The following is an 11,749-nucleotide window of genomic DNA, read 5'->3' as shown; positions in this document are numbered from 1 at the left end:
ATTCGTCTGCGCTCACGGGCACTTCACCCCGCACCACCGCGAGCACGTCGGCACCGAAGCGCTCGAGCTTCTTCGCGCCGATGCCCGGGATCGACACCAGTCCACGGTCGTCCTGCGGCTGCTGTTCCGCGATCGCGGTCAGCGTGTTGTCGCTGAACACCACGTAGGCGGGCACCTTGAGCTCCCTCGACTTCGCGGACCGCCACGCCTTGAGCGCGTCGAACAGCGCGAGGTCCAGATTCGACGGGCACGTCTCGCACCGGCCGAGCATCGTCGCGTTGGTCCCGAGGAGTTGCTTGCCGCACACTCGGCACCGCGGGCGCTTCTTCTGCGGCGCGGGCTCCGCGATCCGGGACGCGGGCGAGTCCTCGGGGATGAGACCGTGCAGGAACCGCGAGCGACGCCTGGACTTTCGGCCGCCCGCGTTGCGGGCCAGGGCCCAGGACAGCTGCAGGTGCTCGCGCGCCCGGGTGACCCCGACGTAGAGCAGTCGGCGTTCCTCCTCGACGGCCGCCTCGTCGTCGGGTGACTTGCTGTCACCGAGCGCGTGGGCGATCGGCAGGGTGCCGTCCGCGAGCCCGACCAGGAACACCGCGTCCCATTCGAGCCCCTTCGCCGCGTGCAGCGAGGCGAGCGTGACACCCTGCACCGTCGGTGGGTGCCGGGCCTCGGCACGGGCGGCCAGATCCTTGAGCAGTCCGTCGAGGTCGAGGTCCGGCTCGTGCACCAGTAGGTCCTCGGTGAGCGCGACGAGCGCACCGAGCGAGGCCCAGCGCTCTCGGGCCTGGGCGCCCACCGGTTCGGAGTCCGTCAGTCCCAGCGGTACCAGGATCGCGCGGACAAGCGTGATCAGTTCCTTGCCGCTCCCGGCCTCGGGCGGCAGGTCGTCGCGGCCGGCGGCCTGCCGGAGCGCGGACACGGCCTGGCGCACCTCTGGCCTGGTGAAGAAGCCCTCGCCCCCGCGCACCTGGAACGGTATGTCCAGCTCGGTCAGCGCCTGCTCGTGTGCCTCGGACTGCGCGTTGATGCGGTAGAGCACCGCGATCTCCGCGGCCGGGGTGCCGCCCGCGATGAGCTTCTGGATCGCCTTCGCGACTCCCGCGGCCTCGGCGGGCTCGTCGTCGAACTCGACGAACTCCGGCGCCGGACCCGGGGGGCGCTGCCCGATCAGCTTGAGCCGGGTGCCCGCGATCCGGCCGCGCGCGGCGCCGATGACCTGATTCGCCAGCGATACGACCTCCGGCGTCGAGCGGTAGTCACGCTCGAGGCGGACCACCGCGGCGTCGGGGAAGCGCCGGGAGAAGTCCAGCAGGTACCGCGGCGTGGCACCGGTGAACGAGTAGATGGTCTGGTTCGCATCGCCGACGACGGTGAGGTCGTCGCGCTCGCCCAGCCAGGCGTCGAGCACCCGCTGCTGCAGCGGCGTCACGTCCTGGTACTCGTCCACCACGAAGCAGCGGTACCGGTCGCGGAACTCCTCGGCGACCGTGGAGTGCTCCTCCAGGGCGGCCGCGGTGTGCAGAAGGAGATCGTCGAAGTCGAGGAGCATCGCGCCGTCGCGGACCTTGAGCGCCTCGTACGCGGCGTAGACGTCGGATACCTTCGCCGCGTCCGCGGGCGGTTCCCGTCGCGTCCGCGCTGCCGCGGCCGGATAGTCCTCGGGCGCGATCAGCGATGCCTTCGACCACTCGATCTCGCCCGCCAGATCGCGGACGGATTCGGTGCTGGTGGACAGGCCGACCCGGTTGGCCGCCTGCGCGACGATCGCGAACTTGCGGTCGAGCAGGTCCCACTGGGTGTCGCCGACGACCTGGGGCCAGAAGTAGCGGAGCTGACGGAGCGCGGCGGCGTGGAAGGTCCTGGCCTGCACCTGGTTGGCACCGTCGCCGATGCCAAGGGTGCGCAGCCGCGCCCGCATCTCGCCCGCGGCGCGCGCCGTGAACGTGACCGCGAGCACCTGTCCGGCGGAGACGTGCCCGCCCGCGACGAGGTGCGCGATCCGGCGGGTGATCGTCCTGGTCTTGCCCGTACCCGCGCCTGCCAGCACGCATACCGGTCCTCGTGGCGCGAGCACCGCGGCCGACTGCTGGGGGTCCAGGCCCGTATCGTCCGCTGACATGGCGTCCATCATGGCAGGGCGCACCGACAGCTCCGCATCGAGTCGTCGGGATCACAACCGGCGTGGAACAGAGCCGACGGCCGTGGTGTTATATCCGCCGTGACCGCTACAGAGACCGCCACCGACCTGACCATCTACTCCACCACTTGGTGCGGGTACTGCCGACGCCTCAAGAAGCAGCTCGACGAGTCCGGCATCAGCTATGTCGAGATCGACATCGAGGACGATCCGGCGTCCGCCGACTTCGTCGGCAGCGTCAACGGCGGCAACCACGTGGTCCCGACCGTGAAATACGCCGACGGCAGCACGGCAACCAATCCGACGCTGGTCCAGGTCAAGCAGGCGCTCGGTCGCTGACGTGCGGGCCGCTAGCTAGGCCTTCGCCCACGCCTCGAGCATCCCGCGGGCGATCGACACGGACCCCGGCACCAGGAGCCGGGCGTCCGTGTCCGCGGACCAGTCCCCCGCCTCGAGTGCGGCCTTGACCTCGTCCCGGCCGAACCAGTGCGCCTCGGCGATCTCACCGTCGGCGAAGATGATCGGCGCGTCGGGATCGCCCACCGCGGAGAACCCGATCATGACCGACCGGGGGAACGGCCACGGCTGACTGCCCAGGTACCGGACGTCGCTGACCACGAGCCCGACCTCTTCGGCGATCTCCCTCATCACGCAGGCCTCCAGCGACTCGCCCGCCTCCACGAACCCGGCGAGGACCGAGAAGCGCCGCTCGGGCCAGTTCCCGTTCCGCGCCAGCAGCACCCGGTCGGCGCCGTCGTGGACCAGGCAGATCACCGCGGGATCGGTGCGCGGGAACTCCTCGTGACCGGTGCTGGTGCTGTGTCGCGACCAGCCGGAGATCGTCGGCGTCGTCGCGGCCCCGTCGACGGGGCTGAACCCGGCGCTGTCGTGCCAGTTCAGGATGGCGATGGCCGTCGTCAGCAGGCCGGCGCTGGTCTCGGCCAACCGGTCCCCGACGAACCTGAGGTCACCCAGTTCGCCGGTCAGCGCGGCCACCCGGATCGCCCACAGGTGCCTGCCGTCGCGGCGGCCGAGAAAGACCGCACCGGAGACCGGTTCGGGCCCGAGTTCGGCCGCGGGGTCGAGGACCAACTCGGAACCGTCGAGCCGGACCTGACCACGGTGGTTCACCCGGAGCACCAGCGCGTCGGCCCAACCAGACCGCAAAGCCTCACTGTCCGAGCGCAATTCCTCGGCTCGGTCCAGCGCCGACCGCGACAGCATCGGCACGTCGGTCATTTCGAAGTTGGCCACGACCCCAACCCTAGGTGTCGCGCCTAATTGCTCACGCGGCGGATGTAGAGCAGGCGGTCGTTCTCCTCGACGGCGTCGACCTCGGGGCTGCCGACCCGGACCAGGCGGCCCTCACGCACCACACCGAGCACGATGTCGGACAGGTGCCGCGGCGAGCCGCCGATCTCGTCGCGTTCCACCTCGCGCTCGGCGATCGCGAACCCGGCCTCGGGGGTGAGCAGGTCCTCGACCATCTCGACGACGGTCGGGGTGGTCCTGGCGATGCCGAGCAGTCGTCCGGCGGTCTCCGAGGAGACGACCACCGAGTCGGCACCGGACTGACGCAGCAGGTGCGCGTTGTCCGTCTCCCGGATCGAGGCGACGATCTTCGCCTTCGGGGCGAGCTCTCGGGCGGTGAGGGTGACCAGGACCGCAGTGTCGTCGCGATTGGTCGCGACGATGATCGCCGCCGCGTGCTGTGCGCCTGCCAGCCGCAACACGTCCGACTTCGTGGCCGACCCGTGCACGGTCACCAACCCGAGGCTCGCGGCGGACTCCAGCACCGTGGCGTCGGTGTCGACCACCACGATGTCGGAGGCCGCGACGCCGTCCCCGAGCATCGCTTCGACCGCGGTGCGGCCCTTGGTCCCGTATCCGACGACGACGGTGTGATTGCGCACGGCATGCCTCCAACGCTGGATCTTGAATGCCTGGCGGGAACGCTCCGTCAGTACCGAGAGCGTGGTGCCGACCAGGATGATGAGGAAGAGCACCCGCAGCGGCGTGATGACCACGACGTTGATGAATCGAGCGCTCGGGGTGATCGGGGTGATGTCACCGTAGCCGGTGGTCGAGAGCGAGACCGTCGCGTAGTAGAGGCAGTCCAGGAAGGACAGCTCGTTCTCCTGGGCGTCCCGGTACCCATCACGATCGAGATAGACGACAACGACGGCGGCCATCAGCACCACGACGGCCATCAGGACCCGCCGGTAGATCGCGCTCGCGGGACTGCGCAGCACCTCGGGGATCCGCAGCACCCCGACCAACGCGAAGTCCGGCCGATCGGTCAGAGCCGCCTCCTGGTTGCGTAGCCGCGCACGCAATTTACCGGCCATGACGTGTTCTCCAGTTCGCTGACATCGGCTGGCAGCCTAACCCCCGATCCGGCGCCTGGGCCGGACAACCACGCGCGGCGCGTCTGGCGCGCCCGGTTCCGGTGGGGCAGGCTGGCGGCATGAAGATCTCGCCTGCCACCGGACTCGCCGCTCTCCTGCTGGGAACGGGCACGCTGCATTTCGTCAGCCCCAAGCCGTTCGACAGCATCGTCCCGCGCGCGTTGCCGGGCAGTGCCCGCACCTACACCCACCTCTCAGGTGCGGCCGAACTCGCGATCGGGGCGGCCATCGCGGTGCCGCGGACGAGGCGGCTCGGCGGTGCGCTGGCCGCGGCGCTGTTCGTCGCGGTCTTCCCCGCGAACGTGCAGATGGCCGCGGACTGGCTCGGCCGCAGCTCGACGCCGCTGCCGCTCAAGGCGATTGCGGTCGCTCGCCTGCCACTGCAGATTCCGCTGATCCTCGCGGCCATGAAGGTCCGCAAGGGCGACGTCGACTCCTGACCGTTCACCCAGTGCCAGGATCCGGTCGAGCTGCAAAACCCTAACTGGGCTCGGTGCTCGCCCCCGCCGAGTCGATCAGGCGGGCGAGCGCGTCGCCGTCGGGCAGCTCGGTCGGCGCGATGGTCCGTCCGCTGCGCACATAGTGGAACGCCGCACGGACCTTGCCCAACGGCACCGGCGGACCGCCCCTGGCGGCGGACCGCGCCGACATCAGCTCCGACCACGCCAGCCGGTAGGCCGCGAGCTGCATCACCACCGCCCGCTCGTTTGCAGCCGACGGCTCGGCACCGGTCTTCCAGTCGATCACGGTCCACCCGCCGTCCGGGTCGGCGAAGACCGCGTCGATGCGACCCCTGATCACCGTGCCCGCGATCGATGTCTCGAACGGGACCTCCACCTCGACCGGGCTGCGGTTCGCCCAATCCGAGCGCAGGAAGGCCTCCTGCAGCCCTTCCAGGTCGGTGTCTCCGACGGCCCCTGTGTCGGCGGCGCCCGGCAGCTCGTCCAGATCCAGCAGCCTGGTGGCACCGAACCTGCGCTCGATCCAGGCGTGAAACGCGGTTCCCCTGCGCGCCAGCGGATTCGGCGGATACGGCAACGGCCGACGCAGCCGGGCCGCGAGCGCATCGGGCGCGGCGGCCAGTTCCACCAACTGGCTCACCGACAGCTGTGCGGGCAGCGCGACCTCGGCGCGGGTCAGCGCCCGCTGCCTGCGCTCGGCCAGCAGCACGTCCACGTCGGCGGCCCAGCCCTCCGGGTCCGCATCGTCGTCTTCGGCCTCGTCTTCGTCTTCGTCTTCGGGGCCGAGCGCGATCAGTTCGGCCAGCACCAGTTCCGCGCCGTGTTCCACCGGATCACGCCTGCTCCCCAGCGGATCGCTCGGCCACTGCGCGGTCACCGGCTCCGCGGTGAGCGGATTCTCCGCGTCCTCGTCCGGGGCCTGCGCCCACAGCTCCACCGTCCCGATCGGTTCGGTCGGGTCGGCACTGTCGACGAGCTCGCGCATCTCCAGCAGGAACTCCGACGGACCCCGTGGCGCGCTGCCCGACTCCGACCAGTGATGGCCGGACAGATACAGCGCCCGCTCGGTACGGGTGAGCGCCACGTAGAACAGGCGCCTGTCCTCGTCGAGCCTGCGCCGACCCAGCGCGGCCTTGTGGTCGGCGAGGGCGTCCTCGAGGTCCTTGCGGTTGAACAGTTCCTCGAGATCGAGCACCGGGACACCTTCCGCGCCATCGCCGTCTCGGGCCCGGTCGCCGCGCAGCGCGGGCGGCAGTTCACCGACCGCTCCCAGCCAGCTGCCGGAGGCGGTCTTCGACGGGAACACGCCCTCCACCAGGTGGGGCACCGCGACGACCTCCCACTCGAGCCCCTTCGCCGAGTGCACCGTCAGGACCTGCACCCGATCCGGCGCGACCTCGACCTCGCCGGGGGCCAGGCCCTTCTCGATCGTTTCGGCGGCCGACAGGAAGGCCAGCAGTCCGGTCAGCGTCGCCGTGGAATTGCGGGAGTACCCGGCGACCGCGTCCGCGAAGGCGTCCAGATGCTCGCGGCCCGCACCACCGTCACCTGTGAAGCGCAGCCGGGCCTGCGCCTCGATGCCGATCCCCAGCACCCGCTCCACCTCGGCCACCAGCTCCGTGAGCGGCTGACCGATGCGTTCGCGCAGCGAGACCAGTTCGGCCGCCAACGCCCCGATCCTGGCGTAGCCGAGGGGCGAATAACGCTGCGGACCACCGGGGTCCGAGATCGCGTCGGCCAGGCCGGCTAGCTCGGCGTGCTCGCCGGGGAGCGCGGCCTCGAGCGCCTGGTCGAGGCTGGCCGCATCGGTGACCGCTCCCCCGGTGCCGTGTGTCGACCCGATCGCCAGCTCGCGCGCCCTGCGCCACAGCGCGGCCAGGTCGGCGGCCCCGATCTGCCACCTCGCCCCGGTCAGGATCCGCATCGCCGCGCTGCCCGCGAGCGGATCGGCGACCATCCGCAGCATGGCGATGACGTCCGCCACCTCGGGTGTGTGCAGCAACCCGCCGAGCCCGACCACCTCCACCGGCAGGCCGTGGCGGCGCAGCGCGGCCGCGATCGGCGCGGCGTCGGCGTTGCGGCGGATCAGGACGGCCGCGGTGGGCGGGGCCTGGCCGGAGGCGGCCGAGGCGGCGTACTCCTCGGCGATCCGGGCGGCGAGCCAGTCCCGCTCGCGCTCGACGTCCTCGGTGACCGCGAGCCGGATGTCACCCGCGACCGCACCCGGCCGCGGTCGCAGCTGCTGCACGGGAACCCCACGCTCGCGCAGCGATTCCGAGGCCGCGTTCGCGAGGGTCAGCGCCTCGGGCGGGTTCCGCCAACTGGTGAGGAGCTCGAGGCGCGGCGCGGGATCGCCGCCCGGCAGCGGGAAGTCGGTGGCGAACCTGGGCAGGTTGGCCGCCGACGCGCCCCGCCAGCCGTAGATGGACTGCATCGGGTCGCCGACGGCGGTCAGCGCGAGGTCGCCGTCCTCGCCGCCACCGAACAGCGAGGACAGCAACACCCGCTGGGCGTGCCCGGTGTCCTGGTATTCGTCGAGCAGGACCACCCGGAAGCGCCGCCGCTCCGAGCGCCCCACCTCGGGATGCTCCGAGGCGACCCGGGCGGCCAGCGACATCTGGCTGCCGAAGTCGAGCGCGCCCTCCCGCCTGAGCGTCTCGGAGACCCGCTGCACCAGCGGCAGCAGGGCGACCCGCTCGTGCTGGGTCTCGAGGACGTCGAGCAGTTCCTTCTTCGGCCCGCCGCGCTGCTTGGGGCCCGCGGGCAGCGTGTGGATCAGCTTGTCCAGCTCGGTGTGCGCCTCGCGCAGGTCGTCCGGCTCCACCAGATGCTCGGCCAGCTGCCCGGACAGCGCGAGCACCGCCTCGGTGAGCGAGGTCGGGGTGCGGTCGGTCTCCAGGTCGCCGTCCCATGAGCTGACCACCCGGTGCGCGAGCTGCCACAGCTCGGTCTCCGACAGCAGCTCGGCGGACGGCTCGATCGGCAGCAGCAGCCCGTGCTCGGACAGCAACCGGCCGGCGTAGGAGTGGTAGGTGCTCACCTCCGGCTCACCACCGAGGATCCGCCCGCGCAGGTCACCAGTCGGATCGAGCTTGCGCAACAGGGCCGAACCGGCAAGGCGCGCAAGACGTTGCCGGATCCGGCTGGTGAGCTGCTGGGCGGCCTTGCGGGTGAAGGTGAGCCCGAGGACCTGCTCGGGGTCGACCAGGCCGTTGGCCACCAGCCAGACCACCCTGGCCGCCATCGTCTCGGTCTTGCCCGCTCCCGCGCCCGCGACCACCAGGGTCGGCCCGAGCGGCGCCGCGATGACGGCGGCCTGTTCGGCGGTCGGCGGATGCTGGCCGAGCGCGACCGCCAGGTCGGCCGGGCTCACCCGGACCCGACTCCTCCATGTCTCGGTGTCCCGCATCATCCCTCGGTCACCTGCCGTCCGGTCTCCTGTGCCGGGCAGCTCGACTGGGCGGGGCAGTGCCTGCACCCGTCGTTCGGCTGCGCACGGAACCCGGGGCCCTTGGTGGCCGCGGCCGCGTCGTGCACCACGGTGAGCCACTCCTGTTCGCCGTCCTCGCCGAGCGGGGTCTGCAGGCGCTGGGTGGCGCCCTCCTTCTTGTTCGGCTTCGCCACGAACACCAGGCGCGCCCCGCCCGGCTCCGAGGGCGGCTCGCCCTCGATCGCGCCTGCCAGCGCCGCCACCTGATAGGTCGCCAGCTGCGCGTGCTGCTGCGCGGCCTCCTTGCTGACCGGGCTGCGCGCGGTCTTCACGTCCACGATCACCGGCCTGCCCTCGGTGTCGCGCTCGAGGCGGTCGATCCGGCCGCGCAGCCGGATCTCGGGTCCGCCCTCCTCGCGTGGTTCAAGGACGCCGTCGACGGCGACCTCCACGCCGACCTCCGTGAGCTCGCCGCGCGAGAGCCGCAGCCACTCGGAGAAGCTGTCGAGCATCTGACCTGTGCGGTCCATCTCCCGTCTCGAGTACCACTGCGAGCCGAGATCGACCGCATCCCAGGCGGTGGCGAGCGCCTTGCGCACCTGGTCGGGCGGCAGCTTGCCCGCCACGGCCTGGACCAGGGTGTGCACCAGGGTCCCGGTCACCGCGTGGGTGTTCTCGCCGTCGGTGCCGCCGTTGCGTTCGAGCGCCCACCGCAACGGGCACGTGCTCAGCTGCTCGATCGTCGACGGCGACAGCGGGACCGGCCCGTCGTCGGGTTCCCACAGCGGGGCGTCGGTGCTCATGCCGCCCACACCCCACCAGTTCTGCGGATGCGCGCCGCGCACACCGTCCCTTGCCAGCCGGGCGAGTTGCCGAGCCGCCCGGGCCTGACGTTGCGGATCGCTGCGGGCCAGGTCCGGATCGCACACGGCCCGACGGAGTTCCGCGACCAGCGACGGCAGCGACAGCACCCGCCCCGCGGGCACCGGCTGCTCCACGACCACCTCCGCGGGACCGTCGTCGCCCTCGACGCGGCCGATGAGCTCGTCCACGAACCGCGAGGGCACCAGGTCCGCATCCCCTGTCGCCGACTCGACGGCGGTGATCAGCAGGGACCGGCGGGCCCGACTGCAGGCGAGCAGGAACAGCCGCCGCTCCTCGGCCAGCAGCGGGGCGGTCCGCGAGAGCTGCGACTCGCTCGCCGGGGAGGCGTCGCCGACGCCTGCGGTGAGATCGACCAGCACCTCGGTGCCCAGCAGGGTGCCGCGGGCGCGCAGGCCCGGCCACAGCCCCTCCTGGACCCCGGCGACGGCCACCACGTCCCATTCCCGGCCGGCCGCGGAGTGCGCGCTGAGCACCGTCACCGCTTCTCCGGGGACCGCGACGGTCCTCGAGTCGCTCGAGATCTGTTGTTCGGAAAGGTATTCCACGAAACCGGCGAGAGTCGCCCGGGGCAACCGGTCGACATAGCCGGCGGCGGCGTCGAAGAGCGCGACCACCGCGTCGAGGTCCCGGTCCGCCTGCGCGCCGATCGGCCCGCCGCGCAGCGAGGCGGCGGCCCACCTCTTCTCCAGGCCGGTCGCCTGCCAGCTCGCCCAGAGCACGCCCTCGACGCCGCGCGCCTTCCGGTGGGCTGCCCTGGCCTGGCCGAGGATCGAGAGGACCCGGCGCAGCGCGGCGGACTCGCCGTCGCTGAGCTTGGCGATCAGCCCGCGGTGCTCGTCCTCGCCGTCCACGATCAACGACCGCAGCAGGTCCGCGGAGTCGCGCTGACCACCGGCGGCGAGTTCCACCCTGCGCAGGCCACGGCGCAGCCGGCGCAGCGTCACCGGATCGGATCCGCCGACCGGTCCGGACACCAGCGCCAGCGCGTCCTCGCCGGTGAACTCGACGCCCGCGACCGCGCGCAGCACCAACAGCAGACCGCCGACCGAATGCTGCCGGGCGAGTGGGAGTTCCGAGGCCGAGGTGGTGACGGGGACACCCGCGGCCAGGAGGGCGCGACGCAGCGGGGCCAGCACCCGCGGCACCGACCTGACCACGACCGCAATCCGCGACCAGGGCACACCGTCGTGCAGGTGTGCGCGGCGCAGGGTGTCGGCGATCAGTGCGGCCTCCTTGCCCTGGGTGCCGAGCACCTGCACCTGGGCCCGGCCCGGTTCCTCGGTCGCGGCCGCCGCGCCCCGATGCGGCGGCCGACCGGGCAGGCGGCCGGCGATCGCGGCGGTGACCGCCGAGATCCGTTCCGCGCAGCGATGATCGGTGTCGAGGATGAGCCGGTTCTCGGAGCCGTTGTCGGCGAGGTCCATCAGGAACCGCGGGTCGGCACCCCGGAATCCGAAGACCGCCTGGTCCGGATCGCCCGCCACGACGGACAGGTCGGTGCCCGCGCCGATCAGCCGGACCAGCTCGGCCGCCTGCGGGTCGAGGTGCTGGGCGTCATCGACGAGCAGGTACCGGATCCGTGAGCGCTCCTGCTGCAGCAGCTCCGGGTCGGTGGCGAACGCGGTCAGCGCCGCGCCGACGAGTTCGGCCGCGTCGAGCGCGGGTGCCGTGGCCTCGGGGGCCTCCACCCCGACGGCGCCGCGCAACAGCATCACGTGCTCGTAGTGGGCGGCGAAGCGTCCGGCCGCCACCCACTCCGGCCGTGAGTGCGTCCGGCCGAGGGCGATGAGGTCCTCGGGCCCGAGGCCGCGCTCGCCTGCCCGCAGCATCAGATCACGCAGCTCGACCGCGAAGCCGGTCAACGACAGCGCGGGCCGCAGCCGCTCAGGCCAGTGCTGGGCACCGTCCGCGACGTCACCTCGCAGCATCTCGCGCAGCACCGCGTCCTGCTCGGCCCCGGTGATCAGCCGCGGCGGCGGGTTGGAATGCGCGGCGGCCTGCAGGCGGAGCACCGCGAACGCGTACGAGTGCACCGTCCTGACCAGCGGCTCACGGGTGGCCCGCAGCGCGTCGGGGCCGGCGGACCCGAGCAGACCCGCGGTGATCGCCTCCCTGACCACGGTGGCGGCGCGGCGTGAATGGGTCAGCACGAGAATCGATTCCGGGTCGCACCCGCCGTCGGCGATCCGCGAGACCGCGAGGTCGACCAGCAGCGAGGTCTTGCCCGTGCCCGGGCCGCCGAGCACCTGCCACGGCCGTCGACCCCGGCCTCCGCGCGGCACATCCATCAGCCGCTGTGCTTCGGGGCCCCACGCCCGGCGCGGGCCTGCCTCCGTCGACCGACGGACCAACGTGGCGGTGGCCCGCCGCGACTGTTCCCGATCGACCGACATGGGTGGCATTCCATCACGGGAGGCCGACAACCACC

7 protein-coding genes are annotated in these 11,749 nt (G+C 72.2%); 2 read left to right on the top strand and 5 right to left on the bottom strand.

Going from position 1 to position 11,749, the window contains the following annotated elements:
* A partial coding sequence (locus tag JOE46_RS26180) for an ATP-dependent DNA helicase UvrD2 (protein ID WP_209929269.1) occupies positions 1–2,131 on the bottom strand: 2,131 nt, incomplete at its 3' end.
* 87 nt (positions 2,132–2,218) lie between these two features.
* Between JOE46_RS26180 and JOE46_RS26175 the strand changes: the two genes are divergently transcribed.
* Positions 2,219–2,476: a mycoredoxin gene (locus tag JOE46_RS26175; protein WP_077041062.1), complete on the top strand. Its 258-nt coding sequence runs from the start codon at positions 2,219–2,221 to the stop codon at positions 2,474–2,476.
* A gap of 15 nt (positions 2,477–2,491) precedes the next feature.
* Here the strand turns inward: JOE46_RS26175 and nudC are convergent, their stop codons facing one another.
* Positions 2,492–3,376, bottom strand: a complete 885-nt coding sequence (nudC, locus tag JOE46_RS26170) for an NAD(+) diphosphatase (RefSeq protein ID WP_245222398.1) — start codon at positions 3,374–3,376, stop codon at positions 2,492–2,494.
* Positions 3,377–3,414: 38 nt separating this feature from the next.
* The gene (locus JOE46_RS26165) at positions 3,415–4,485 is read right to left on the bottom strand and encodes a TrkA family potassium uptake protein (protein WP_097210607.1); all 1,071 of its coding nucleotides are present in this window, start codon (positions 4,483–4,485) and stop codon (positions 3,415–3,417) included.
* A gap of 119 nt (positions 4,486–4,604) precedes the next feature.
* Here JOE46_RS26165 and JOE46_RS26160 point away from each other — a divergent pair, with 119 nt between their 5' ends.
* Positions 4,605–4,985 carry a hypothetical protein gene (locus JOE46_RS26160; protein WP_209928876.1) on the top strand — a complete coding sequence of 127 codons (381 nt, stop codon included), beginning with the start codon at positions 4,605–4,607 and terminating at the stop codon, positions 4,983–4,985.
* A gap of 40 nt (positions 4,986–5,025) precedes the next feature.
* Here JOE46_RS26160 and JOE46_RS26155 read toward each other — a convergent pair whose 3' ends face one another.
* The gene (locus tag JOE46_RS26155) at positions 5,026–8,415 is read right to left on the bottom strand and encodes an ATP-dependent helicase (RefSeq protein ID WP_209928874.1); all 3,390 of its coding nucleotides are present in this window, start codon (positions 8,413–8,415) and stop codon (positions 5,026–5,028) included.
* Positions 8,415–11,714: an ATP-dependent DNA helicase gene (locus JOE46_RS26150; RefSeq protein ID WP_209928872.1), complete on the bottom strand. Its 3,300-nt coding sequence runs from the start codon at positions 11,712–11,714 to the stop codon at positions 8,415–8,417. Before JOE46_RS26150 ends, JOE46_RS26155 begins: the two co-directional genes overlap by 1 nt.
* Between the last annotated feature and the right edge of the window lie 35 nt (positions 11,715–11,749).

The sequence above is a fragment of the Rhodococcus sp. PvR099 genome (assembly GCF_017833315.1).
GTDB lineage: Bacteria > Actinomycetota > Actinomycetes > Mycobacteriales > Mycobacteriaceae > Rhodococcus_G > Rhodococcus_G oryzae.
Note: the sequence above shows the minus strand (reverse complement) of the source record. Positions and strands in the feature narration are given on the sequence as shown.

Excerpts from the sequence above, each read along its gene's own strand:
- JOE46_RS26155 (WP_209928874.1), bottom strand. The coding sequence starts at position 8,415 with ATGCGGGACACCGAGACATGGAGGAGTCGGGTCCGGGTGAGCCCGGCC.
- JOE46_RS26165 (WP_097210607.1), bottom strand. The coding sequence starts at position 4,485 with ATGGCCGGTAAATTGCGTGCGCGGCTACGCAACCAGGAGGCGGCTCTG.
- nudC (WP_245222398.1), bottom strand. The coding sequence starts at position 3,376 with ATGACCGACGTGCCGATGCTGTCGCGGTCGGCGCTGGACCGAGCCGAG.
- JOE46_RS26160 (WP_209928876.1), top strand. The coding sequence starts at position 4,605 with ATGAAGATCTCGCCTGCCACCGGACTCGCCGCTCTCCTGCTGGGAACG.
- JOE46_RS26150 (WP_209928872.1), bottom strand. The coding sequence starts at position 11,714 with ATGTCGGTCGATCGGGAACAGTCGCGGCGGGCCACCGCCACGTTGGTC.